Consider the following 23,036-nt stretch of genomic DNA (forward strand, 5'->3'; position numbering starts at 1 on the left):
GAAACACAAAGCTGTCCGACAGGTTTGATTTTGTCGTCTAGTGTGTTTTCAAGGTTACAGGCTGCAAATAGCTTTCATGCCTGCAATATGCTTTCCCAGACTATTGCAGCGCAACAATCTGTTGGACTGAAACGGGTTACATTGGCTAGATCGGGATGCGCCCGCTATTCCGCGCGCGCTAACAGGCGACGTGCCTGTTCGAGATGTGGGCGGTCAATCATTCGGCCGTTCAGCCGCAGCGCCCCGGCCTCGGGATGGTCGAGGAAGGCCTGGACGATTTCCTCGGCCGCGGCGATTTCCGCCTCACTCGGGGTGAAGCCGCCGTTGATCGCCTCGATCTGCGCCGGGTGAATCGCCAGCATGCCGGTGAATCCGTCGCGGCGGCCCCGCGCGACATAGGCCGATAGCCCGTCGATATCAACGATGTCCGGATAAACGGTCTCGATCGCCGCGACCCCCGCGGCATGGGCGGCGAAAAGCGCCAGCGAGCGCACCATCGCGAAGGGCGCGGTATAGCCGCCGTCTTCTTCCCGAGCGCTCGCCGCGCCGATCGCGGCGGGCAGGTCCTCCGCCCCCCAGGTGAGACCGGCGAGATGTGCCGCGACTTCGCCATAGCTGCCCAGGTGGAACAGTGCGGCGGGCGTTTCGGTAGCGATCGGAAGGATCGGCGGGCACGCAGCGCCTGCCTGCGCGACCAGCGCCACCAGGGTACGGATCGCGGCGGCGCCATCGGCCTTGGGGAGCACCAGCCCCTTGGGGCGGCATGTGGCGATGGCGGCGAGATCGTCGGCGATCGCGGGGGTGCCGAGCGGATTGACGCGGACGAAGCAGGGCGTGTCCGGCGCATCGGCGAACCACTCCGCAATGGCATCGCGGGCGAAGTCCTTGCGCTCGGCCAGCACAGAATCCTCGAGGTCGAGGATCAGCGCATCGGCACCGCTCGCCGCCGCCTTGGCAAAGCGCTCCGGCCGATCGCCCGGCACGAACAACAGCGACCTAAGACGCATGGCATCCCTCTCCCGTTTTGAGAGGGATGCCATGGCATCATCGGGGCCGGGCTGGCAACCGGCACACCGTATCGGTCACTCGCCGCTGCCGGGCTCGGCGATCTTGCGGTGCTGCTCGGCGGTCACCGATTGCGGCAGCACGCCGGCACCGGCGACCTGCAGCTTGTTGGACAGGCCGGAGACGATGTTGTCCGTCCCCTTCATCAGCGCCGTCCAGCCGTCCTTGGCGACATCGGCCGGATCGGACTTGCTCTCGCTCTGGCCAACCTTGGTGTCCATCATGCCGGCGCGCTCGAAGAACTCGGTCTCGACCGGGCCCGGCAGCAGGGTGGTGATGGTGATGCCCTTCACCTCCTTGAGCTCGTTGCGGATCGCCGCCGCGAAATTGTCCACGAACGCCTTGGAGCCGTTGTACACCGCCTGGAAGCTGCCCGGGATCCAGCCCGCGATCGAGCCGGTGATCAGCACCTTGCCCTCGCCCGCATCGCGCATCTGGCGCAGCACCTTCTGCAGCAGATAGACGGTGCCGGTGATATTGGTGTCGATCACGTGTCGCCATTCGGCGACATCCTGATCGAGGAAGCCACCGCCCAGCCCGTGGCCGGCATTGGCGCAGAGCAGGTCAACCTGCCGCCCATCGGCCGCAACAAGCAGCCGGTCTACGCCCTCGATGGTCGACAGGTCGGTCTCTACCGATTGTACGTCGACGCCCTCGCCCTTCAGCGCGGCGGCGGCGTCGACCAGCGGGGTGTCCGCCACCACCAGCAGGTCATAGCCGTCGCGCGCGGCCAGCCGCGCCAGTTCCAAGCCGATGCCGCTCGAGGCACCGGTCACTATCGCAAATTTGTTCGCCATTTTCCGTGCCTCCTTATTCGGCCGCCAGCGCCATGCCGGGCTTCAGCACGACCTTGGTCACTTCGTTCTGGTTGTCGTGGAACATCTTGTAGCCCTGCGGCGCCTGCTCCAGCGGCAGGGTGTGGCTGATCAGGAAGGTCGTATCGATCTTGTCTTCCATGATCGCGTTAAGCAGCGCGGGCATGTAGTGTTGGACATGGGTCTGGCCCGTCTTGAGCGTCAGCCCCTTCTCCATCAGCGCGCCAAGCGGGAACTTGTCGACGAAGCCGCCATAGACTGCGGGCATCGAGACGCGTCCACCCTTGCGGCAAGCAAGGATCGCCTGACGGATCGAGTGGATGCGATCGGTGCCGAGGAAGGTCGACTTCTTGATCTGATCGAGCACGTTGTCGACGAAGAAGCCGTGCGCCTCCAGGCCGACGCTGTCGATCACTGCATCGGGGCCGATGCCGCCGGTCATCTCGAACAGCGCGGCCGCGGTGTCCGTCTCCTCGAAGTTGATCGTCTCGGCGCCGAAGCGGCGGGCCAGTTCGAGGCGGCGCGGGAAATGGTCGATCGCGATGACGCGCTCGGCGCCCATCAGGAAGGCCGACTGCACCGCGAATAGCCCGACCGGGCCGCAGCCCCAAACCGCAACGGTGTCACCCGGCTCGATCTCTGCATTTTCCGCCGCCATCCAGCCGGTAGGCAGGATGTCGGAGAGGAACAGCACCTTGTCGTCCTCGACTCCGTCCGGAATGACGATCGGGCCGACATCGCTGAACGGCACGCGGACATATTCGGCCTGGCCGCCGGCATGGCCGCCCGTAAGATGGCTGTATCCGAACAGCGCGCCCATTGGCTGGCCGTACATTTCCTGACCGAGGTCCTGATTGTCGGCGGGCAGCCCGTTCTCGCAGGCCGAGTATTGGTGCTTGCCGCAATGGTAGCAGGAGCCGCAGGAGATGGTGAACGGCACCACCACGCGCTGGCCCTTCTTGAGTGTCGAGCCAGCGCCCGTTTCCACCACTTCGCCCATGAACTCATGGCCGAGAATGTCGCCGGCCATCATCGTCGGGATGAAGCCGTCATAGAGGTGGAGGTCGGAGCCGCAGATCGCTGTGGAGGTGATCTTGATGATCGCATCGCGCGGGTTGAGGATTTCGGGGTCGGGCACCGAGTCCACGCGGACGTCGTGCTTGCCGTGCCAGGTGAGTGCGCGCATCAGTTCCGCTCCTCCTCGAGCTGTTGCTTGGTGCGGGACGAGGTTGCGATCTCGCCGGTTTCCATGAGTTGCTTGAATCGCCGGAGGTCGCGCTGCGCCTGCATCTTCGGCTCGCGCTGGAAGATGCGGGAGAGCACGCGGCCCAGCGTGCCGAAGGGCTGGTCGTAGTTGATCGTCGCGACCACCACCGTGCCGCGATTGCCGGCATCGCGGAACTCGATGCGGCCGCTGTTCGGGATGTCGGCGCCCTCTTCGGATGCCCAGGCGATCAGTTCGCCATCGCGATCCTCGGTAATGCGCGAATCCCACTCGACGGTGTCGCCGCCGGGGGATTTCACCACCCAGTGGCTGCGCTCGCTGTCGAGCACGTCGATCCGCACGACATTGTCGAGGATCGGCGGCAGGTTGCTGAAATCACGCCAGAAGGCGTAGAGTTCGGCGCGCGGGCGATTGATCGTCACCGCACGCGCGACGAGCTTGTCGCCGCGCTGGACGATCAGGCCGTCCGTGGCCTCGTCGATCGCCTGGCGTTCGTTGTTGGCAGTACTCAGCGGCGCGTCGTCCTGCGACGCGCGGTTCATCGTCTCGGCCATAATGCCTCCGTTGACGGTTCAGCCCTGCGGCGAACCGGGCAGCTTCGGGGGAAGATCGTCGTCGCCCTCGGCGGGTGCCGGGGTCGAGGTGGCGGCGGGGTTGGTCTCGGTCGAACCGGGGTCGCGCTGTTCGTCGCGCACCTCGGGATCGTTCGGCGGGGTGGCCATGATCCAGTCTCCTGCACTTGGGGGAGGTGCAGAAGGTAACCACCGGGGCAGGTGCTGGTTGCAAATTTTATTGGAGATAACGTGGGTTAGGTCGCGATGAGCAGATATCGACCTTACCCCCTCCCGCAAACGGGAGAGGGGGGTTAAGGTTTACCGCCCGTAGATGCGATCCAGCACTTCGGCCGAGCGCGCGAAATGCTCGGCCTCCGGATCGAAGCGCGACGAGCGGGCCAGTTGCTCCGCCCAAGCTGCAGCCGCCCGCCCGCCCCATGCGTCCGGCGGGCTCGCCAGCACCGTCTTGGAGGTCCCGGTGAACCGCTCGGCCACGAAGTCATAGAAGCTGCCGCCGACGTTGCGCAGCGCCGCCCCGCCCTCGGTCCCGTAGAATACCGCCGAAATCTCTGCATCGGTGCCGGCATGCACCCGCCACGAGCAGGCGAGCCGCACATCGGTATCGCCCGCCCGGAACGCCGCGGTGGCATAATCCTCCACCTGCATCACGCCGAGCGGTTGCCCCTGCGCGCGCAGCGACGCCGCAACGCCCTCCACCGCCGGAAAGCCCAGCGTCCACAGCGCCAGATCTACCAGATGCACGCCCAGATCGATCACGCAGCCGCCGCCCGACTGCGCCGGATCGTAGAACCACGGTTTGTCCGGCCCGTACGCATTGTGGAACACCAGATCGACCGCGAAGACATGGCCAAGCGCCCCACCCTGCACCAACTCGGCAATCGCGCGCATGCCCTCGGTATGGCGGTAGGACAGATCGACACCCAGCAGCCGGTCGGCGGTACGCGCGGCAGCGATCACCGCGTCCACCTCCGCGGCGGTGCGGCCCAGCGGCTTCTGGCAGAACACCGCGACGCCCGCCTCCAGCGCGCGGATGCTCTGCTCGGCATGCAGCGCGCTGGGGGTGGCGATGACGATTCCATCGAGGCCCAGCGCCAGCATCGCCTCCAGCCCATCGACCGCCTGCGCGTCCGGTGCAAGTGCCCGCGCCTGCTCGGCCCCCTCGGGAGAGGGATCGGCAAAGGCGGCCGCTTCGATCGCGCCGGTGGCGAGCATCGCCTCCATCCGGTGACGCCCGATCCAGCCGGTGCCGAGAAACCCTACGCGCGGCCTCATCGCAGCATCACCAGTGCCTTGACGAAATGCTCGGGCTTGTCGCGCGTGGCGGCCAGCGCCTCGCCCAGTTCCTCCAGTGCATAACGATGCGTGTAGAGCGGCGTCGGGTCGAGCCGCCCGCTCGCCACCGCATCCACTGCCTCGCGCAGGCCCTGCATCTGCACCTCGGGGTCCCGCTCATGCGCGTTGATCACGTCGATGCCCTTCCAGTTCCAGCCCTGCATGTTCACCTGCCGCGGTCCGTCCTGGTGATAGCCGGCGACCACCAGCTTGCCGCCGAAGCCGACCAGCTCGCCCGCCAGATCGAGCGGCCATTGTTTGCCGACCGCCTCAATCACCCGCGCGCACATCGCCTCCTCGGTCAGCGCCTTGACCGCATCGATGATCGCATAGTGATCGTGCATCGGGATCGTCTCGGCCGCACCGAAATGCTTGGCGAGATCCAGCGATTCCTGCCGCCGCGAGATCGCGATCACCCGCGCGCCGGCATCGCTGGCGAGCTTGGTGAGCACCGCGCCCAGAAAGCCGATGCCGATGATCGCCACCGTCTGGCCTTCGCGGATGTCGCTGCGGCGGAAGATGTTGAAGGCGCAGCCCAAGGGCTCGCCGGGAAAGGGCTGGCCGGAGAGCGTGTCGGGCAGCTTCACCACCATGTCCGCCTTCGCCACGTCGTAATCGGCGAAGCTGCGGAAGGAGAGCGAGGCGACCCGGTCCCCCGGCATCAGCCCCTCCACGCCCTCGCCCACCACATCGATCTCGCCCCAGCCCTCATGGCCGAGCCCGCCGGGATCGCCGGGAAACTGGCTCCAGGGCTGACCCTGCCACGGCTCGACATTGGAGGCGCAGACGCCGCAGCCTTCCAGCCGGATGCGCACTTCGCCGGGGCCCGGCGCGGGCAGCGTCGCGGTCTCGATCCGGATCTGCTCCGGGCCTTCAAGGATAGCGGCGCGCATCATGCGCATTCTCCATGCAACCAATTGATTTCACGCGATGTTGTCGAACGATGATCGAACCACGCCAGGGCATGGGTGCCACGCTCCGCCAGAACATCGAAGACCTCACGGCGCGGCAGCGCGAGGATGCCCTGCGCGCACCGCTCAGTGACAAGGTCGCGGATCGGATCACCCGCTTCACGGGATCGATGACGTTCGTGGTGCTGCATCTGGTCCTCTTCGGGGTCTGGATTTCGGTAAATCTGGGGGTGCTGCCGGTGCTGCCGCGCTTCGACCCGACCTTCGTCGCGCTGGCGATGGTCGCGTCGGTGGAGGCGATCTTCCTCTCGACCTTCGTGCTGATCAGCCAGAACCGGATGGCGGCGGTCGCCGATCGTCGCGCGGACCTGGACCTGCACGTCAACCTGCTCGCCGAGCATGAGCTGACCAAGCTGGCAGGGCTGGTCACACGGATCGCCGAGAAGCTGGACATCCGGCCGGACGACCCCGCCTTCGCCGAGATCCACGCCGATGTGGAGCCGGTTCAGGTGCTCGACGCGCTCGACGAAAGCCGGAAGGAAAAGGGGATCGACTGAGGATCCCACCTCAATTCCCCGCGATGAACGCTTCCACCGCCGCATACGCGTCGTCGTCGGGCATCTGCTCGGGCGGGTGCTTGCAGAACCACGCCGCCGCGGGGAGGATCGCGCCGCCCAGCCCGCGGTCCTGCGCCAGTTTGGCGCAGCGGATCATGTCGATCGCCACCCCGGCGCTGTTCGGACTGTCCTCCACCGACAGGCGGAGTTCCAAGTTCATCGGCACGCCGCCGAACATCTGGCCTTCCATGCGAAGGAAGCAGATCTTGTTGTCGTTCTGCCACGCGACATAGTCGCTGGGGCCGACATGAATGTTCTCGTCCTCAAGCCGGCTTTCGGCGACCGACTGCACCGCCTCGGTCTTGGACTCCTTCTTAGAGGCCAGCCGCGAACGGTTGAGCATGTTGAGGAAGTCGGTGTTGCCACCGGTGTTGAGCTGGTAGGTCCGCTCCAGCTTGACGCCGCGCTTGCGGAACAGGTCGGTCAGCACGCGGTGGACGATGGTCGCGCCCAATTGCGCCTTGATGTCGTCGCCGATGATCGGCACCCCGGCCGTCTCGAACCGTGCCGCCCATTCGGGATTGCTGGCGATGAACACCGGGATGTTGTTGACGAACGCCACCCCGGCCTCGAGCGCGCATTCGGCGTAGAATTCGGTCGCCGCCTGCGAGCCGACCGGGAGATAGTTCATCAAGACGTGCGTGTTGGTCTCACGCAGCGCCTGGACGATCTCGTCCTTGCTCGGCTCAGCACTTTCACTCAGCAGAAAGGTGCGGTCCGGAGCGTAGTCCGCCATGTGGTCGGCGACGCCGTCGAGCACCCTGCCCATCCGTACCTTGGCGCCGGTATGCCGCACCTCGTCGCAGAACACCGCCGTGCAGTTTGGCTTGGCGAAGATCGCCTCGGCGACGTCCTTCCCCACCTTGCGGCTGTCCACGTCCCAAGCGGCGACCACCCGGATGTCGCTGGGGGCATAGCCGCCCAGCTCCGGGTGCATCAGCCCGACCATGTCGTTGGCGCCGGCGCGGTAATGCTCGATGCCCTGCACGAGAGAGCTGGCGCAATTGCCGACCCCCACGAGCGCGACATTGATGGCATGGCGGTCTGGGGACAGCATCAGGCGGACCTCCTCTCGGCGGCGAGACGCTCGTCGCGGTTGAACAGCAAAGGGTTGAGCTCGGGTTGGCTGGTCGCCAGCGCCACGGGGGCGACCGGCGCCGTCACCGTCGCGGTGCCGGCATAGCGATCGATCATCCAGGCGCAGAAATCGGCAAAAGCTTGGGGATCACGCGCCGGGCTGGTGTGGTGCGGCGCGACGCCGAGATGCTCGGGGGTGAAGCAGAAGGTGACAGTGACGTCGAAATCCGCCAGCGCCTCCATCTGCCGGTCGAACCAGTCGACCGCATTCTCGCGGAAGCTGTCCGCCCAGCTTAGCCCCGTACGGATGCGCCGCGTGCCGAGCCGCTTCATCCACGCCACCGCCTCGTCGAGCCGGGGATCGTGGAAATGGAACCACTGCATCAGCCCCACTTCGGCGGCATGCTCGGCATAGACCTCGAGCGCGGGCTTGGGCGTCCCGTCCTCGCGGATCAGGCCCAGGTAAAAGTGACGGTAGTAGGAGGAGCCTTCCGCCTCGCGGTGGCGGGTTTCCGCACCCCAGCTGGTCGGCAGGTCGAACAGCGAGTACCAGAAGACGCGCTCGGCACGCCCACGCAGCAGCTCGACCGTGCGGCGCAGACCGAACTCCTGGACTTCCTCGGCGCCGAACGAGCTGACGCCCACTTCGGTCACCCAGACGGGCTTGTCGGTGACCGCCTGGATCTCGGCGACCTTGTCGGGCCAGGCGGAGAGCGGCCACAGGTTCCAGTCGAGCGGGAAGCCATGCACTGCCACCACGTCGACCGCATCGAGCGCGCCATGCGCTTCCATGCGCCTCAGCCAGTGCGGATCGATCGGCGACATGCCGCCGAGCACGCGCGGCAGCACAGGGTTCACCGCGCGGATGGCGTTGCCGGCCGCGATGACATGCTGGGCGAACATCGACCAATTGGGGTCGATCGCCGGATCCCAATGCGACTTGTTGTTGGGCTCGTTCCAGAGCATCGCCGCTTCAATCATGCGGCATCTCCTTTCGCCGGGTAGACGGCGGCGGGGCCGTACTCCGCATAGGGCACCTCGGCGACGCGGCACCAATAGACCTCGGACTCCGGGTTTGCCTCGATCGTGAATCCGGCCGCGCGCAGCATTGCCTGGCTGGCCGCTGCGTTGGGCGCCCACCAGTTCGTCCAGTCGTTGGCGAACTGGCGCTCGATGAAGTGCAGCTTGGGATAGCCGGGATCGTTGAAATAGGCGGGAGGATCGAAGGTGCCGGGCATGTGGAAGGGGTGATCCTCCGGCACTTCCGCGACGCTGTCCGATCCCTGCTGCATCGTCTGGAACAGCATGAACTCGCCAGCGACATGTTCGCGGATCAGGTCCAGCGCCAACAGCGGGTGGCGCAGATGGTAGAGCACGCCCATGAAGATCACGATGTCGAAGCGACGCCCGAGCGCCGCCACGTCGTAGACCGAGCGGTTCTCGAAGCGGACGTCGTCGAAGCCGAGCGCCTCGGCCGCGAAGCGCGCCTGCGCCAGATAGCGCTCGTCGCTGTCGATGCCGAGCACTTCGCCCGCCCCGCGCCGCTTCATCTCGAACGAATAGAAGCCCGCGTTGCAGCCGATATCGAGCACCGAACGCCCTTCCAGATCCTCCGGCAGCGCATCGGCGAAACGGGCGAACTTGAAGGCGGGATAGTCGCCCAGGAAGTGGTCCGGGGCGGTCTCCACGCCCTGGATGCGGATGTTCTGGAACCACGGCCCCAGTGCGTCGATCCGCGCGCGCAGATCGTCGGCTGGCACGGACCGCGCGGCTGCTAGGTTCTTCATTCCTGTCCCCCATTGAGCTTGAGCAGACGCGCGCCCCAATTGCCGATCAGCAGCGTGCTGACCGAGCCGGGGTCTACGTCGAAGGCGAGCAGGCGATCGAGGCCCAGCCCGAGATAATGGGCGATCACGCCCCGAATGATGTCGCAGTGGCTGACGCAGAGCAGCGTGCCGTTCCACCCGCGCTGGACCAGCGCATCGAGATGGCCGACGGCGCGGGCGGTGGCTTCCGCCATCTTCTCGCCATTGGGGGGGCGGACCGCCGAACGCTGCCGGTTCCATTCGCGCCACTCGGCATCGCGCTCCAGTTCGTCGAAGCTGCGGCCGGTCCAGGCGCCGAAATCCACTTCGTCGAGCGCGTCCACCACCTGTGCTCGCACGCCGATCCGCCCCCCGATGATTTCGGCGGTGGCGCGGGTGCGCTCGCGCGGGCTGGCATGGATGGCGGCGATCGGCTCCTCGCGCGCAAAATAGGCGGCAAGCCACTGCGCCTGCGAATGGCCGGCAGCAGACAGCGGCGAGCGCGCGCTGCGGCCGCTCAGCACCTGACCAACATCGTCATGCGCGCCGTGCCGGATCAAATGTACTTTTGCAGTCATCAGCAGGTTTGCAGCCTATCAGCATCAACTTAGATGCTTGCGCAACAACTTCCCTGCCTCAATAGTTCCAATTAACCTAGATCATCTTCGCATATTCAACAAGATAAATGTAGTTTTTACATGACAATCATCGGGAACAAAGATGAAGAAGAAGCTGTTTGCTTCATAGGCGAATGACTCTCTAGCAAGTCATGATTTTACCACGACTTACCTAGGTTAGTTCTATATGCAGGAAAGCAGCGGCATGGCGGAAAAGGTGCTCGTAACGGGCGGTGCAGGGTTCATCGGGTGCCAGGTTTCGGCCGAGCTGCTGCGAAGAGGTCATCAGGTCCGCGTGCTCGATTCCATGCTGGAGCAGGTCCATGGCAACCGCGAACGCCCGGAAGCACTGAACTCCGAAGTCGAGCTGATCCGCGCAGATGTGCGCGATGGGGATGCCGTCGCCCGTGCGCTGCAGGGCGTCGACAGCGTCATCCACCTCGCCGCCGAAGTCGGTGTCGGCCAGTCGATGTACGAGGTCGAGCGGTATACTTCCACCAACGACGTCGGCACCGCGGTGCTGTTCGAGCGGCTGATCGACACGCCCGTCCGGCGGGTGGTCACCGCCTCGTCGATGAGCATCTACGGCGAAGGCCTGTACCGAGACGCGGACGGCAAGCTGGTCGAGAATGCCGAGCGCGGCATCGTCCGCGACGGCCAGCAGCAGTGGAACCCGCTCGACGCGCAGGGCCGCCCGCTGGAGCCGGTCGCCACGCCTGAATGGAAGCGGCCGAGCCTCGCCTCGATCTATGCGCTCAACAAATATGTGCAGGAGCGCACCACCCATATCATGGGCGCGCCCTATGGCATCGAGACCGCTTGCCTGCGTCTGTTCAACGTCTATGGCCCCGGCCAGGCGCTGTCGAACCCCTATACCGGCGTGCTGGCGATCTTCGCCTCGCGGCTGCTCAACGGTCAGCGCCCGATGATCTTCGAGGATGGCGAGCAGCGCCGCGACTTCGTCCATGTTAGCGACGTCGCCCGCGCCTTTGCCGACGCGCTCACCCTGCCCCAGGCCGCCGGCCAGACCTTCAACATCGGCTCGGGCGACGATCGTTCGGTGACCCAGGTCGCCGAGGCGCTCGCCCGCGCGATGGGCCGCAACGACGCCGCGCCCGAGATCGTCGGCAAGACGCGTGTCGGCGATATCCGGCATTGCTTCTGTGACACCAGCCTGGCGCGCGAGAAGCTCGGCTTCGAGGCACGACAGGATTTCGAGGCCGGTCTCGCCGAACTCGCCGACTGGGTGCAGCAGCAGACCGCCGAGGACCGGGTGGGCCAGGCACGGGCCGAGCTCGAAAAGCGGGGCCTGGTCGCATGAACGGCAGCGACGAACGGCCGATCCTGATCACCGGCGGCGCCGGCTTCATCGGGTCGAACCTCGCCGACCGGCTGGCGCGCCAGGGCGAGACGGTGGTGATCTACGACGCGCTGCGTCGCCCCGGCGTGGAGCGCAACCTCGCCTGGCTGCAGGCGCGGCACGGCGACCGCATTCGCCCGCTGATCGCGGACATTCGTGAGACGACCAAGCTGGTGGAGGCAGTGCGTTCTTCCCGCGCGGTGTTCCATTTCGCGGCGCAGGTAGCGGTGACCACCAGCCTCACGGATCCGACCGCCGATTTCGAGATCAACATCGCCTCGACCTTCGCGCTGCTCGAAGCCGCCCGCACCGCCGCTGCCCCGCCACCGGTGATCTTCGCCTCGACCAACAAGGTCTATGGCGACCTTGCCGACCTGGACTTCGAACTCGGCGACAATGGCTATCAGCCCGTCGACCGCGACGTGCACGCGAACGGCATCGACGAGGCGCGGCCGCTCGACTTCCACACGCCCTATGGCTGCTCCAAGGGCGCGGCCGACCAATATTTGCTCGATTATGCCCGCAGCTATGGATTGCCGACCGCGGTGCTGCGGATGAGCTGCATCTATGGTCAGCGCCAAATGGGCACCGAGGACCAGGGATGGGTAGCGCATTTCCTGATCCGCGCGCTCGAAGGTGCGCCGATCACTCTGTACGGCGACGGCCACCAGGTGCGCGACATCCTCGACGTGTCGGATGCCGTCGACGCCTATGTCGCCGCATGGCGACAGATCGATCGGGTGTCGGGCCAGGCCTTCAACCTCGGCGGCGGCCCCGCCAATGCGGTGAGCCTGCGCACGCTGCTGGCGCATGTCGAGACCATCACCGGCCGCCCGCTCGACCTGCATTTCGACGATTGGCGCGCCGGCGACCAGCGCTATTTCGTCGCCGACACTAGCAAGGCGCGTGCGGCGCTGGGCCTCGGCGCGCCGACCGGCTGGCAGGACGGCGTGACTGCCCTCGCCCGCTGGCTTGGCGAGGAACGCGGTTTGACGATCGGCCGTCCGGCGCAGCGCGAGCGCGTGGCGGCGGCCGCCCTGTGACCATGGCCGCGCCGCTGCGACTGCTGCTCACCACCGATGCGGTCGGCGGCGTGTGGCAGTACAGCATCGACCTTGCCGAGACGCTGGCCGAGCGCGGCGTAGAAATAGTGCTGGTTCAGTTGGGGCCGGCGCCGAGCGCTGCGCAGCGGGCAGAGGCGCGGGCAATTCCCGGTGTGACCTTCCTCGAAACGGGTCTGCCGCTCGACTGGTTGAGCGAGGGACCGGCGCCTGTGCGCGCAGCGGGCGCGGAGATCGGTCGTCTGGCACGACTGCATGGCGCCGATCTCGTGCAACTCAACATGCCAACCCTTGCGGCGTCGGCGGATCCGGGCGTGCCGATGCTGGCGGTGACGCATGGCTGCGTCTCCACCTGGTGGCAACATGGCCGGCCCGGCACCCCGCTCGACCCCAGCTTCGCCTGGCACCGGGACCTGACCGACGCCGGGCTCCGCGCAGCCGATCAGGTGGTCGCGCCTTCGGTCGGCTATGCCGAGGCCGTGCGGGACTATTACCGCCTGCCCGCGCTGCCGACGGTCGTGCACAACGGCCGCGCGCCGCTGGTCACGCCGAAGCACGAACCCGCTCAGGACTGCGTGCTGACCGTTGGCCGGCTGTGGGATTCCGTGAAGGGCGCCGAACTGCTCGACGCAGTGGCGGGCCAGCTCTCCGTCCCCTTCCATGCCGCCGGCGCCGCGACCGGCCCGCACGGCGAAACGGTGCAGCTGGAAAACCTGCATCTGCTCGGCCAGTTGGACGGCGTAGCGCTCGCCAGGCGGCTCGCCGCGCGACCGATCTTCGTCTCCGCCGCCTGTTTCGAGCCCTTCGGGCTTGCAGTGCTGGAAGCGGCTGCAGCCGGATGCGCGTTGGTGCTGGCCGACATCCCGGTATTCCGCGAGCTCTGGGACGGCGCCGCCACCTTCGTCCCGCCCCGCGACGCCGCCGCCTATCACGCAGCCATCGAGCAGTTGATCGGCGACCTCGCGCTGCGCCGCAGCCTGGGCGACGCCGCTGCCGAGCGCGCGGGCCGCTACACGCCCACCCGCATGGCCGACGCCATGCTCCTCCTCTATCGCCAGCTCGTTGCCGAGCGCGCGCCCGCCGGAAAGGTCGCGGCATGAAGATCGTCTATTTCACCCATTCGCTCGCCTCGTGCTGGAACCATGGCAATGCCCATTTCCTGCGCGGTGTACTCAGCGAGCTGATCGCCCGCGGCCATGACGTGAAGGTCTGGGAGCCGGAGGACGCCTGGAGCCTCACCAACCTGCTAGCCGATCATGGCCAGGCTGGCCTGGCGCCCTATCGCGACGCCTATCCCGAGCTGAACTCCCACACCTACACGCCGATGTGCACGCCGGCAGAGATGATCGGGGACGCCGATCTGGTGATCGTGCACGAGTGGAATGATCCCAAGCTGGTTTCCCGCATCGGCCATGCCCGCGCAATGGGCGGCAACTTCACCCTGCTGTTCCACGACACCCACCACCGCGCGGTAAGCGAACCGGCAGCGATGCAGGCCTATGACCTGAACGACTATGACGGCGTGCTCGCCTTCGGGGAGACGCTGGCGGAGGTCTATCGCGGCTGGGGCTGGGGCAATCGCGTCTGGACCTGGCACGAAGCCGCCGACCTGCGCCGCTTCCAGCCGCCCGCGCAGGAAGGCGAGCGCGAGGGTCTAGTCTGGATCGGCAACTGGGGCGATGGCGAGCGCACCGAAGAGCTTGAGCGCTTCCTGTTCCACCCCGCTGCCGAAGCCGGCCTGCCGCTCGACATCTACGGCGTCCGCTATCCCGACGAAGCCAAGACCATGCTCGCCCGGCACGGCGCACGCTATCATGGCTGGGCAGCCAATGCCCGCGCACCCGAGATCTTCGCGCGGCATCTCGCCACCGTCCATGTGCCGCGGCGCTATTATGCGACGATCCTGCCCGGCATCCCGACGATCCGCGTGTTCGAGGCGCTCGCCTGCGGCATCCCGCTGGTTTCCGCGCCGTGGGACGATGCGGAGGGCCTGTTCCGCCCCGGCACCGATTATCTGGTCGCCCGCGACGGCGCCGAGATGACCCGCCACCTCAAGGCGCTGCGCGACGACCCGGATCTCCGCGCATCCCTAGTAGCCCACGGCCTGGAGACGATCCGCACCCGCCACAGCTGCGCGCACCGCGTCGACGAACTGCTCGCCATCGTCGCCGGTCTCGCCCGCCCCCATTTTGCCAAGGACGCCGCATGAAGATCGCTTTCTACGGATCCAGCCTGCTCTCCTCCTACTGGAACGGGGCCGCGACCTATTATCGCGGCATCCTCAAGGCGCTGGCCGCGCGCGGCTATGACATCACCTTCTACGAGCCCGACGCCTTCGATCGCCAGCAGCACCGCGACATCGATCCGCCGTCCTGGGCCAAGGTGGTTGTTTACCCGGCGACCGACGAGGGCCTGCGCAGCGTGCTGGCCGAGGCGCGCCATGCCGATGTGGTGGTGAAGGCGAGCGGCGTCGGCGTGTTCGATCGCGAACTGATCGAAGCGATGCGCACCGCGCCGCGGCCGGACGCGCTGCGCATCTTCTGGGACGTGGATGCCGCCGCGACGCTCGACGAGATGCGCGGCGACCCTGCCCATCCGGTGCGCGCCATGCTGCCGGAGATCGACCTGGTGCTCACCTATGGCGGCGGCCCGCCGGTGATCGATGCGTACACGGCAATGGGCGCCCGCGAGTGCATCCCGGTCTACAACGCGCTCGATCCGGAGACGCACCACCCCGCCCCAGCCGATCCGCGCTTTACCGCCGATCTCGCGCTGCTCGCCAACCGGCTGCCCGACCGCGAGGCGCGGATCGAGGAATTCTTCCTCCGCGCCGCCTCGCTGGCGCCCGATCGCCGCTTCCTGCTCGGCGGCAATGGCTGGCACGACAAGGGGCTGCCGGCCAACGTCCGCGCGATCGGCCATGTCGGCACCGCGGACCACAACGCCTTCAACTGCACGCCCCAGGCGGTGCTCAACGTGGCGCGCGATTCGATGGCGGCAATCGGCTTCTCCCCCGCCACTCGCGTGTTCGAGGCCGCCGGCGCCGCCGCCTGCCTGATCACCGACGCCTGGGAGGGAATCGAGCTGTTCCTCAAGCCCGACCATGAAGTGCTCGTCGCCCGCGATGGGCAGGACGTTGCCAAGCATCTTGCCACCCTCACCCCCGAGCGCGCGCGGGCGATCGGCGAAGCGGCCAAGGCCCGGGTGCTCGCGGAACACAGCTACGATCTTCGCGGCGCGCAAGTCGATGCGATCTTGAAGTCGCACCAGCCCCGCGAAAGGAAAGCCGCATGAAGCTGATCGTCCTCGGCCTCAGCCTCGGCTCCTCTTGGGGCAATGGCCATGCCACTACTTTCCGCGCCTTGCTGCGAGCATTCACCGCACGGGGACATGATGTCCTGTTCCTCGAACGTGAGGTGCCCTGGTACGCCGGCGCCCACCGCGATCTGGTCGATCCGGACTTCTGCCGGCTGGAATATTACCGCACGCTCGCCGATCTCGACGCCTGGCGCGAGGCGATCGCCGAGGCCGACGCGGTCATCGTTGGCTCCTATGTGCCGGACGGGGTGGAGGTCGGACAGTTCGTCCAGGGCACGGCTAAGGGCGTCACCGCCTTTTACGACATCGACACGCCGGTCACCCTCGCCAAGCTCGCGCGCGGCGAATTCGAGTATCTCACACCAGCGCTGATTCCCGGCTATGACGTCTATCTAAGCTTTACGGGCGGCCCGACGCTCGACCGCATTGAGCGCGAGCTCGGCAGCCCCGCCGCGCGCGCTCTCTATTGCTCGGTGGATACCGACGCCTATCACCCGCTCGACGTGCCGAAGCGCTGGGATCTTACCTATCTCGGCACCTACAGCCCCGATCGCCAGCCGACGCTGGAGAAACTGCTGCTCGAACCCGCGCGCCGCTGCCCGGAGAAGCGCTTCGCCGTCGCGGGGCCGCAATATCCGGACAGCATCGACTGGCCCGACAATGTCGAGCGGATCGAGCATCTGCCCCCCGCCGAGCATCCCGGCTTCTATTCCGCCTCGCGGATGACGCTGAACGTCACCCGCGCCGACATGATCGCGGCGGGCTGGTCGCCCTCGGTGCGGCTATTCGAGGCGGCGGCGTGCGGCACGCCGATCCTCTCGGACCGCTGGGACGGCATCGAGAGCCTGTTCGTCCCAGGCGACGAGATTCTGCTCGCCGATACTACCGAGGACGCCATCAAGGCACTCCACCGCGAGGCCGAAGCCATCGGCACCGCCGCGCGGCGCCGCCTGTTCGAAGGCCATGACGCCGCGCACCGCGCCGTCGAACTCGAGACCCATCTCAACGAAGCCAGAGCGCGGCCGCACGGCACGCGCCGGGAGAGGAATGCCCCGATGACGAACGATACAGAAAAGTCGCTGATCCTGGTCGCCGGGGGCGCCGGCTTCATCGGGTCGCACCTTTGCGCCGAACTGCTCGACCGCGGCGAGCAGGTGGTGTGCCTCGACAATCTCCAGACCTCGAACCTCTCCAACCTGCGCGGGCTGGAGGGGCGGCCCGGTTTCGAGTTCGTCCGCGGGGACATCGTCGACGAGCTGCCGGCAACCATCCTGGAACGCGCGCATCGCTTCAAGCAGATCTACAACCTCGCCTGCGCGGCCTCTCCGCCGCAGTATCAGGTCGATCCCGAGCATACGATGCTAACCAACGTGGTTGGCACCGATCGCCTGCTGCGGCTCGCCTCGGAGGCAGGCGCACGCTTCCTGCTCACCTCCACCTCGGAGGTCTATGGCGATCCCGAGATGCACCCCCAGCGCGAAGACTATCGCGGCTGGGTAAGCTGCACCGGCCCACGCGCTTGCTACGACGAGGGCAAGCGCGCGGCCGAGGCGCTGACCTATGATTTCTGCCGTAGCGGGCGGGCCGAGGTTCGCGTGGCGCGGATCTTCAACACCTATGGCCCGCACATGCATTTTGACGATGGCCGGGTGGTGTCGAACCTGATCGTCCAGGCGCTCTCCGGCAAGCCGCTGACGCTCTATGGCGATGGCAGCCAGACCCGCAGCTTCTGCTATGTCTCGGACCTGGTGCGGGGCCTAACCCTGCTAATGAATAGCGATATCACCGGAATGGAACCGATAAACCTCGGGAATCCGCACGAAATCACGGTGGGCGAGTTGGCGGAGAATGTCGCCACGCTGACCGGCGCGGAAATCGCTATTGAGTATCATCCGCTGCCGACCGACGACCCCCGGCGCCGGAAGCCCGACATCGCGCGCGCCCATGCGCTACTCGGATGGGAGCCGCGCGTTTCGCTGGCCGAAGGTCTCGAACGGACCTGTGCCTGGTTCGCCCAGGCGATGGACGTAGCACCCCGACACGCTGCGGCACTTGAGGTTGCAGCCGAATAAAATCAACGGGTTCCCTGCCCGCAATGCATCTGCACTGCCCTTAAGGCCGTAGTTTCTTTCGCCAGCTAGCGGCGTACTGAATTTGATGCCGCGTCCCGCCCTGCCGCATGCCCTCGGGACGCGGCACCGGCGCGAAGCATCCCGCTGGCGAGAGGAACGGTCCCGGGTGACGCAGCCCCATTTACGCCCTGCAGTTGCCACTTCGAGCGGTCAGCCCGGTTTCAACGAGGACGGATCGGCAAGTGCGGTTTCGCCGATCTGCTCGCCGGCCGCGGTTCTGGTGGCGCTGCATGCGCTTGTGGACGGCCACCATGCCGCCCTTTCCTGTGCCCAGGCTTCTGTTAAGGATGCCAACGCGCACCAGGCCGGTCGCAATGATGCATTGCGACACGCAGCGGCGATCAGCGCGACGAGCGATGCCGCGGACCTGGAACTGCTGGTGCGCGATGCACTGCACGCCTTTCAGTTCGGCCAGGCGCGAGGCATTTCTATCTCGGGGCCGGGTGTACTGCTTCGCCCGGCGACTGCGCGGCTGCTGACGTTGGTCTTCCACGAGCTTACCACCAACGCGATCAAGTTCGGCGCACTAAGCGGGACGAGCCCGCATCAAGCCCTGCAGATCACGTGGAAGCAGAACGCGCTGGGCGCGGAGGTCGCGTGGCAAGAACATGGAGTCGCTGTCCTGGGCCCGGCAGATCGACCGCGTTCCGGTTTCGGGCGAAAACTGATTGATTTCACCCTCGCCTCCCATTGTGACACCCAGCCGATTTTCCGCTTACTTCCCGGCGGGGTCGACTGCAGGTTCACGATACCAATACAAGCACTGATATACTGATCTTCGTTAGTAACTTAATTCTGAACTTTGAAGCGCAACGGCGCGTTGCCCCGAGATTATGCTGACAACTCCACCCCAGGCGGCGGACGCATCGGCGTCCAGTCGACTAGGCGCGCTTGCATCGCTCAGCGATGCCGAGCGTCGTGCCCTCCGGCAGGCGGCGGAGTTTCCCCAGCGTATCCGCGCCACCCGCGACCTGATCCTGGCGGGGCAGCGCACGCCGGGCCCGCTCCTCGTGCTCGACGGCTGGCTGGGACGCGTGCAGTTGTTCAGCGACGGCCGTCACCAGATCCTCAGCTTCCTCCTGCCGGGCGACGTGATCCAGGACGCCCGCACCTTCCAGCCCGTCGCCCCCAGCACGATTACGGCACTGTGCGAAGCGGTCCTTTGCCCCGCCCCCGCGGCCGAGGACGAAGGCCTGCGCGAAGCTTATGCAGCAAGCGCCGCGCTCGACGAAATCTATCTGCTCCGCCAGATCGCCCGGCTCGGCCGGATGAGCGCCTATGAACGCATCCAGGACTGGCTCTGCGAAATCCACGAGCGCCTGCTCCTCGCCGGGCGCGCGGGGCCGGAGAGCTTCCCGATGCCGCTCACCCAGGAGATGCTGGCCGATGCGCTGGGCCTCACCAGCGTCCATGTGAACCGCACGCTGCAGGCGATGCGGCGCGATGGCGTTCTCGAATGGCGCGGGGGCACGGTGCGCCTCCGCCAGAGCGCGGCAACGACGGCGGCGCAAGGGCGTCCGATGCCGGAAGCGGCGATCCCGGCTTTCCGCAAGGCATTGCTCGCCGGCTAGATCAGGACCTGCGGGCGGATGGCACCGTGGGCGCGGGCGCAGCCATGGAACGTACGCGCCGCGCATATTCGTCGGCCAGCCGGAAATGCGCGAGCGCGGCGGCATTGTCCTCGCAGGTAGAGGCGATGGCCAGCTCGGCACGTGCGCGGCGCTGAAAATAGCTGCGGTCCTCGGAACTTGGCATGGGCGACACTCCGTTGCTCGGACGCCGACGCTACACCCATCGGGCCCCCTGCGGCGTTCGCGTAGATCAGGACAACGCAGGACAAAGGGCGCTTCCGGAGTCGACGTATGCGCGGTCGAGCGTCTAAAGCCGCGCGCCATGACCGACGCTGCCCTACCCCGCCCCACCCGCTGCGACCGCGCCTGGGTGGACGACGCCGTCCGTACGATCGATGCCGAGTTCAACCGCTCCGCCGACACCCATCTGGTCCGCGTCGAGCTACCGGGCGCACCGGGCATCACCCTGTACCTGAAGGACGAATCGAGCCATCCGACCGGCAGCCTCAAGCACCGGCTCGGCCGCTCGCTGTTCCTCTATGCGCTGTGCAACGGCTGGATCGGCCCCAAGACAACGATCGTCGAGGCGTCAAGCGGCTCGACTGCGGTTTCCGAAGCCTATTTCGCCAGGATGATCGGACTGCCCTTCGTCGCGGTGCTGCCGCGCCGCACTTCGCCCGAGAAGATCGAAGCGATCGAGTTCCATGGTGGCCGCTGCCATGAGGTGGCCGATCCGCGCTCAGTCCGCAGCGAGGCGCAGCGGCTCGCGACGGAGCTGGGCGGCCATTTCATGGACCAGTTCACCTATGCCGAGCGCGCGACGGACTGGCGCGGCAACAACAATATCGCCCAGTCGATCTTCGAGCAGATGGCGCAGGAAGCGCATCCCATCCCCACCTATATCGTCTGCGGCGCCGGCACCGGCGGTACCTCGGCGACGATCGGCCGTTATCTGCGCTATCGCCGGCTGGTGACACGGCTGTGCGTCGCCGATCCCGAAGCTTCGGTGTTCCACCGCCACTATGTCGATCGCAGCGTCACCACCGTCGACGGCGCGCCGTCCTGCGTCGAGGGCATCGGCCGGCTCCAGCTCGAGCCGTCCTTCCTGCCCGACGTGATCGACCGGATGATCACCGTGCCCGACGCGGCGAGCCTGGCGGCCGCGCTGCGGATCAGCCGGGTGCTCGGGCGCCCCTGCGGCGTCTCGACCGGCACCAATATCTGGGCCTGCGCGACGCTGATCCGCGAGATGCGCGCCGCCGGCCAGACCGGCTCGATTGTCACCCTGCTGTGCGACGACGGCCGCCGCTATGGCTCGACCTGCTTCGATGCCGGCTGGCGCGCGGCGCATGGCTATGAGACCGACACGCACGATCGGGCACTTGACGATCTTTTCCTGCCGCCTGTCTGAAATTCGTCATCAATTCGTCATCGGGCTGCTGCACCCGCGCGCAGGTATCATTTTGGTGACATGGGAGTTGGGGGCACGATGACGAACGGGGGCACGACGCGGCGGCGGTTCCTGGCAGCAAGCGCACAGGCGGCAGTGGCTTCGGCGCTGCCCGCCTCGATCGCACGGGCAGCGGCGATCCCTGCGGACGTCCGCAGCGGCACCATCGCCGATGTCGCGCATGTCGTGATCCTGATGCAGGAGAACCGCAGCTTCGACCATTATTTCGGCACGATGAAGGGCGTCCGCGGCTTTGGGGATCCGCTTACCGTGCCGCTGCCCAATGGCCGCAGCGTGTTCGCGCAGGAAGCCGCCGATGGCCGGCTGGTCGCGCCCTTCCACCTCTCCACCAAGGAGCATTTCGAGCTGATGCGGGTGGCGAGCACCCCACACAGTTGGCCCGATGCGCAGGCCGCCTGGGACCAGGGCCGTATGCAGCGCTGGGCTGCCGCCAAGACCGATCGCGCGATGGGCTATTTCACCCGCGAAGACTTGGATTTCCAGTTCGCGCTCGCCGAGAGTTTCACCATTTGCGACGCCTATCATTGCGCGGTGCATACCGGCACCAACACCAATCGGCTGTTCCTGTGGACCGGCACCAACGATCCCAGCGGGATGATGGGCGGCCCGTCGATCGGCAATTCGCACGACGAGCTGGCGACCAAGGGGGGCCACCCCGATTCTTACCGCTGGACCACCTATCCGGAACGGCTCCAGGCGGCCGGGATCGACTGGCGCGTCTATCAGGACATGGCGGACAATTTCACCGACAACCCCCTGGTCGGATTCGCCGCCTATCGCGAGGCGCAGCCGGGCTCCCCGCTGTACGACCGTGCACTGACCACCCATGGGCTCGACCAGCTCCGCGCCGACGTGCTGGCGAACCAGCTGCCCCAGGTCTCGTGGATCATCGCCGATGCCAAGGGCAGCGAGCACCCCGCGCCCTCCAGCCCGGCCCAAGGCGCTGCGTACACCGCAGCGGTGATCGATGCGCTTACCGCCAATCCGGAGGTGTGGGCGCGCACCGTGCTGATCGTCAATTTCGACGAGAATGACGGCTTCTTCGATCACGTGCCACCGCCCGGGCCGCCCTCGCGCGATCCCGCCGTCGTCGGCGGCTTCCTCGGCGCGTCGCAGGTCGACACGTCCAACGACTATCACCAGATCCCCAGCGTCGCCGACGACAAGGCCGAGCGGCCCGAGCTGATCGGCCGCCCCTATGGCCTTGGCCCGCGCGTGCCCTGCTATGTCGTCTCGCCGTGGAGCCGTGGCGGCTGGGTGAACTCGCAAGTCTTTGATCACACGTCGGTAATTCGCTTCCTCGAGACGCGGTTCGGGGTGCAGGAGCCCAATATCTCCGCCTGGCGACGTGCGGTGTGCGGCGACCTGACCAGCGCGTTCGACTTCCGCAGCCCCAACCGCAAGATCGGGCCGGTGCTGCCCGATCCGCGCGATCTTGCCACCCGCGCCGCCGCGCTGCCCAGCCAGCCCGAGCCGAGCGCGCCCGTCGCCGCCGCTCAGGCGCCGGCGCAGGAGCCGGGCATCCGCCGCGCCCGCGCGCTACCCTATGCCCTGGAGGTGCGCGAAGCCGCGCTCGATTCGAACAGGATCGTGCTGCGCCTCGAATGCAGCGGCGTGCCTGCGGTGGTGCATGTCTATGACCGGCTCCAGCTCGATGCGGTGCCGCGCCGCTACACGCTTAAGCAGGGCGGCACGATCGAGGCCGAATGGCCGCTCGACTCGGAAGGGCGCTACGATCTCTGGCTGCTCGGTCCGAACGGTTTTCATCGCCATTTTGCCGGCCAGGGGCCTGCCCATGCCAGTGCCGTGCGCTGGCAACAGCGCCGCGGCACCACGCCGTCGCTGCTGATCGAGACGCCGGCCGGCCTTGGTTCGGAATGGCCGCGCCACCCGCAGCTCAAGCCGATCGTATCAGGAGAAACCAAGGTAGCGCTAACGGTTACCGGTGGCTGGTACGACCTCGTCCTCACCGATCCGGCTGTCCCCGGTTACCGTCGTCGGCTCGCCGGAAGGATCGAAAATGGTAGCGATGGTTGGTCTGAACCGCCCTATACCAATGTTAAGGTTTCCCAAATCGATTAGGA

General features: G+C 66.8%; 23 protein-coding genes. 11 read left to right on the forward strand and 12 right to left on the reverse strand.

What is annotated here, in order from left to right:
* Positions 1-164: 164 nt before the first annotated feature.
* The 7 genes from ABIC35_RS18320 to ABIC35_RS18350 all read right to left on the reverse strand — a co-directional run bounded on the left by ABIC35_RS18320 (position 165) and on the right by ABIC35_RS18350 (position 5,908).
* The gene (locus ABIC35_RS18320) at positions 165-1,007 is read right to left on the reverse strand and encodes an HpcH/HpaI aldolase/citrate lyase family protein (RefSeq protein WP_121076140.1); all 843 of its coding nucleotides are present in this window, start codon (positions 1,005-1,007) and stop codon (positions 165-167) included.
* 75 nt (positions 1,008-1,082) lie between these two features.
* A complete protein-coding gene (locus ABIC35_RS18325) occupies positions 1,083-1,862 on the reverse strand; it encodes an SDR family NAD(P)-dependent oxidoreductase (RefSeq protein ID WP_121076137.1) in 780 nt (259 codons plus the stop codon).
* A 13-nt stretch (positions 1,863-1,875) separates the two neighbouring features.
* Complete coding sequence (locus ABIC35_RS18330) at positions 1,876-3,066, reverse strand: zinc-dependent alcohol dehydrogenase (RefSeq protein WP_121076134.1); 1,191 nt, start codon at positions 3,064-3,066, stop codon at positions 1,876-1,878.
* Positions 3,066-3,659: an SRPBCC family protein gene (locus ABIC35_RS18335; protein WP_436286790.1), complete on the reverse strand. Its 594-nt coding sequence runs from the start codon at positions 3,657-3,659 to the stop codon at positions 3,066-3,068. Before ABIC35_RS18335 ends, ABIC35_RS18330 begins: the two co-directional genes overlap by 1 nt.
* A gap of 18 nt (positions 3,660-3,677) precedes the next feature.
* Positions 3,678-3,827: a hypothetical protein gene (locus ABIC35_RS18340; protein WP_164521791.1), complete on the reverse strand. Its 150-nt coding sequence runs from the start codon at positions 3,825-3,827 to the stop codon at positions 3,678-3,680.
* 150 nt (positions 3,828-3,977) lie between these two features.
* On the reverse strand, positions 3,978-4,952 hold the full coding sequence (locus ABIC35_RS18345; protein ID WP_121076131.1) for a Gfo/Idh/MocA family protein: 975 nt from the start codon (positions 4,950-4,952) through the stop codon (positions 3,978-3,980).
* Positions 4,949-5,908, reverse strand: coding sequence for an MDR/zinc-dependent alcohol dehydrogenase-like family protein (locus tag ABIC35_RS18350; RefSeq protein ID WP_121079279.1), 960 nt, complete (start codon positions 5,906-5,908; stop codon positions 4,949-4,951). Before ABIC35_RS18350 ends, ABIC35_RS18345 begins: the two co-directional genes overlap by 4 nt.
* Before the next feature lie 47 nt (positions 5,909-5,955).
* Here ABIC35_RS18350 and ABIC35_RS18355 point away from each other — a divergent pair, with 47 nt between their 5' ends.
* A complete protein-coding gene (locus ABIC35_RS18355; RefSeq protein WP_121076128.1) occupies positions 5,956-6,480 on the forward strand; it encodes a DUF1003 domain-containing protein in 525 nt (174 codons plus the stop codon).
* Between the two features lie 10 nt (positions 6,481-6,490).
* Here ABIC35_RS18355 and ABIC35_RS18360 read toward each other — a convergent pair whose 3' ends face one another.
* The 4 genes from ABIC35_RS18360 to ABIC35_RS18375 are packed head-to-tail and all read right to left on the reverse strand — an operon-like array spanning position 6,491 to position 10,000.
* On the reverse strand, positions 6,491-7,597 hold the full coding sequence (locus tag ABIC35_RS18360) for an inositol-3-phosphate synthase (RefSeq protein ID WP_121076126.1): 1,107 nt from the start codon (positions 7,595-7,597) through the stop codon (positions 6,491-6,493).
* The gene (locus ABIC35_RS18365; RefSeq protein WP_121076123.1) at positions 7,597-8,598 is read right to left on the reverse strand and encodes a glycosyl hydrolase; all 1,002 of its coding nucleotides are present in this window, start codon (positions 8,596-8,598) and stop codon (positions 7,597-7,599) included. Before ABIC35_RS18365 ends, ABIC35_RS18360 begins: the two co-directional genes overlap by 1 nt.
* Positions 8,595-9,404 (reverse strand): TIGR04290 family methyltransferase, encoded by an 810-nt coding sequence (locus ABIC35_RS18370; protein ID WP_121076121.1) that lies wholly within the window; start codon positions 9,402-9,404, stop codon positions 8,595-8,597. The genes ABIC35_RS18365 and ABIC35_RS18370 overlap by 4 nt, the downstream gene beginning before the upstream one ends.
* Positions 9,401-10,000, reverse strand: coding sequence for a histidine phosphatase family protein (locus ABIC35_RS18375; protein ID WP_121076118.1), 600 nt, complete (start codon positions 9,998-10,000; stop codon positions 9,401-9,403). The genes ABIC35_RS18370 and ABIC35_RS18375 overlap by 4 nt, the downstream gene beginning before the upstream one ends.
* Before the next feature lie 244 nt (positions 10,001-10,244).
* Between ABIC35_RS18375 and ABIC35_RS18380 the strand changes: the two genes are divergently transcribed.
* From ABIC35_RS18380 to ABIC35_RS18415, 8 genes are all read left to right on the forward strand, one after another.
* Positions 10,245-11,360 (forward strand): SDR family NAD(P)-dependent oxidoreductase, encoded by a 1,116-nt coding sequence (locus tag ABIC35_RS18380; RefSeq protein WP_121079277.1) that lies wholly within the window; start codon positions 10,245-10,247, stop codon positions 11,358-11,360.
* Positions 11,357-12,442 carry an NAD-dependent epimerase/dehydratase family protein gene (locus ABIC35_RS18385; protein WP_121076115.1) on the forward strand — a complete coding sequence of 362 codons (1,086 nt, stop codon included), beginning with the start codon at positions 11,357-11,359 and terminating at the stop codon, positions 12,440-12,442. Before ABIC35_RS18380 ends, ABIC35_RS18385 begins: the two co-directional genes overlap by 4 nt.
* 2 nt (positions 12,443-12,444) lie before the next feature.
* On the forward strand, positions 12,445-13,560 hold the full coding sequence (locus ABIC35_RS18390; protein WP_121076112.1) for a glycosyltransferase family 4 protein: 1,116 nt from the start codon (positions 12,445-12,447) through the stop codon (positions 13,558-13,560).
* Positions 13,557-14,669 carry a CgeB family protein gene (locus ABIC35_RS18395; RefSeq protein WP_121076110.1) on the forward strand — a complete coding sequence of 371 codons (1,113 nt, stop codon included), beginning with the start codon at positions 13,557-13,559 and terminating at the stop codon, positions 14,667-14,669. The genes ABIC35_RS18390 and ABIC35_RS18395 overlap by 4 nt, the downstream gene beginning before the upstream one ends.
* Complete coding sequence (locus ABIC35_RS18400) at positions 14,666-15,754, forward strand: CgeB family protein (RefSeq protein ID WP_121076107.1); 1,089 nt, start codon at positions 14,666-14,668, stop codon at positions 15,752-15,754. The genes ABIC35_RS18395 and ABIC35_RS18400 overlap by 4 nt, the downstream gene beginning before the upstream one ends.
* On the forward strand, positions 15,751-17,850 hold the full coding sequence (locus ABIC35_RS18405; RefSeq protein WP_354278550.1) for a bifunctional glycosyltransferase/UDP-glucuronate decarboxylase: 2,100 nt from the start codon (positions 15,751-15,753) through the stop codon (positions 17,848-17,850). Before ABIC35_RS18400 ends, ABIC35_RS18405 begins: the two co-directional genes overlap by 4 nt.
* Positions 17,851-18,016: 166 nt before the next feature.
* Complete coding sequence (locus tag ABIC35_RS18410; protein WP_147425865.1) at positions 18,017-18,685, forward strand: sensor histidine kinase; 669 nt, start codon at positions 18,017-18,019, stop codon at positions 18,683-18,685.
* Between the two features lie 58 nt (positions 18,686-18,743).
* Positions 18,744-19,481: a Crp/Fnr family transcriptional regulator gene (locus ABIC35_RS18415; RefSeq protein ID WP_121076101.1), complete on the forward strand. Its 738-nt coding sequence runs from the start codon at positions 18,744-18,746 to the stop codon at positions 19,479-19,481.
* Between the two features lies 1 nt (position 19,482).
* Here ABIC35_RS18415 and ABIC35_RS18420 read toward each other — a convergent pair whose 3' ends face one another.
* A complete protein-coding gene (locus tag ABIC35_RS18420) occupies positions 19,483-19,665 on the reverse strand; it encodes a hypothetical protein (RefSeq protein ID WP_121076098.1) in 183 nt (60 codons plus the stop codon).
* Between the two features lie 138 nt (positions 19,666-19,803).
* Here ABIC35_RS18420 and ABIC35_RS18425 point away from each other — a divergent pair, with 138 nt between their 5' ends.
* Positions 19,804-20,892, forward strand: coding sequence for a PLP-dependent cysteine synthase family protein (locus ABIC35_RS18425; protein WP_121076095.1), 1,089 nt, complete (start codon positions 19,804-19,806; stop codon positions 20,890-20,892).
* 78 nt (positions 20,893-20,970) lie between these two features.
* Positions 20,971-23,034 (forward strand): phosphocholine-specific phospholipase C, encoded by a 2,064-nt coding sequence (locus tag ABIC35_RS18430; RefSeq protein WP_121076092.1) that lies wholly within the window; start codon positions 20,971-20,973, stop codon positions 23,032-23,034.
* Positions 23,035-23,036: the final 2 nt, after the last annotated feature.

The organism is Sphingomonas trueperi, from assembly GCF_040545965.1.
Classification (GTDB): Bacteria; Pseudomonadota; Alphaproteobacteria; order Sphingomonadales; family Sphingomonadaceae; genus Sphingomonas; species Sphingomonas trueperi_C.

What these genes read in the sequence shown, in the direction of transcription:
- ABIC35_RS18320 (WP_121076140.1), bottom strand. Translation starts at nt 1,007, where the DNA reads ATGCGTCTTAGGTCGCTGTTGTTCGTGCCGGGCGATCGGCCGGAGCGC.
- ABIC35_RS18325 (WP_121076137.1), bottom strand. Translation starts at nt 1,862, where the DNA reads ATGGCGAACAAATTTGCGATAGTGACCGGTGCCTCGAGCGGCATCGGC.
- ABIC35_RS18330 (WP_121076134.1), bottom strand. Translation starts at nt 3,066, where the DNA reads ATGCGCGCACTCACCTGGCACGGCAAGCACGACGTCCGCGTGGACTCG.
- ABIC35_RS18335 (WP_436286790.1), bottom strand. Translation starts at nt 3,659, where the DNA reads ATGGCCGAGACGATGAACCGCGCGTCGCAGGACGACGCGCCGCTGAGT.
- ABIC35_RS18340 (WP_164521791.1), bottom strand. Translation starts at nt 3,827, where the DNA reads ATGGCCACCCCGCCGAACGATCCCGAGGTGCGCGACGAACAGCGCGAC.
- ABIC35_RS18345 (WP_121076131.1), bottom strand. Translation starts at nt 4,952, where the DNA reads ATGAGGCCGCGCGTAGGGTTTCTCGGCACCGGCTGGATCGGGCGTCAC.
- ABIC35_RS18350 (WP_121079279.1), bottom strand. Translation starts at nt 5,908, where the DNA reads ATGATGCGCGCCGCTATCCTTGAAGGCCCGGAGCAGATCCGGATCGAG.
- ABIC35_RS18355 (WP_121076128.1), top strand. Translation starts at nt 5,956, where the DNA reads ATGATCGAACCACGCCAGGGCATGGGTGCCACGCTCCGCCAGAACATC.
- ABIC35_RS18360 (WP_121076126.1), bottom strand. Translation starts at nt 7,597, where the DNA reads ATGCTGTCCCCAGACCGCCATGCCATCAATGTCGCGCTCGTGGGGGTC.
- ABIC35_RS18365 (WP_121076123.1), bottom strand. Translation starts at nt 8,598, where the DNA reads ATGATTGAAGCGGCGATGCTCTGGAACGAGCCCAACAACAAGTCGCAT.
- ABIC35_RS18370 (WP_121076121.1), bottom strand. Translation starts at nt 9,404, where the DNA reads ATGAAGAACCTAGCAGCCGCGCGGTCCGTGCCAGCCGACGATCTGCGC.
- ABIC35_RS18375 (WP_121076118.1), bottom strand. Translation starts at nt 10,000, where the DNA reads ATGACTGCAAAAGTACATTTGATCCGGCACGGCGCGCATGACGATGTT.
- ABIC35_RS18380 (WP_121079277.1), top strand. Translation starts at nt 10,245, where the DNA reads ATGGCGGAAAAGGTGCTCGTAACGGGCGGTGCAGGGTTCATCGGGTGC.
- ABIC35_RS18385 (WP_121076115.1), top strand. Translation starts at nt 11,357, where the DNA reads ATGAACGGCAGCGACGAACGGCCGATCCTGATCACCGGCGGCGCCGGC.
- ABIC35_RS18390 (WP_121076112.1), top strand. Translation starts at nt 12,445, where the DNA reads ATGGCCGCGCCGCTGCGACTGCTGCTCACCACCGATGCGGTCGGCGGC.
- ABIC35_RS18395 (WP_121076110.1), top strand. Translation starts at nt 13,557, where the DNA reads ATGAAGATCGTCTATTTCACCCATTCGCTCGCCTCGTGCTGGAACCAT.
- ABIC35_RS18400 (WP_121076107.1), top strand. Translation starts at nt 14,666, where the DNA reads ATGAAGATCGCTTTCTACGGATCCAGCCTGCTCTCCTCCTACTGGAAC.
- ABIC35_RS18405 (WP_354278550.1), top strand. Translation starts at nt 15,751, where the DNA reads ATGAAGCTGATCGTCCTCGGCCTCAGCCTCGGCTCCTCTTGGGGCAAT.
- ABIC35_RS18415 (WP_121076101.1), top strand. Translation starts at nt 18,744, where the DNA reads ATGCTGACAACTCCACCCCAGGCGGCGGACGCATCGGCGTCCAGTCGA.
- ABIC35_RS18420 (WP_121076098.1), bottom strand. Translation starts at nt 19,665, where the DNA reads ATGCCAAGTTCCGAGGACCGCAGCTATTTTCAGCGCCGCGCACGTGCC.
- ABIC35_RS18425 (WP_121076095.1), top strand. Translation starts at nt 19,804, where the DNA reads ATGACCGACGCTGCCCTACCCCGCCCCACCCGCTGCGACCGCGCCTGG.
- ABIC35_RS18430 (WP_121076092.1), top strand. Translation starts at nt 20,971, where the DNA reads ATGACGAACGGGGGCACGACGCGGCGGCGGTTCCTGGCAGCAAGCGCA.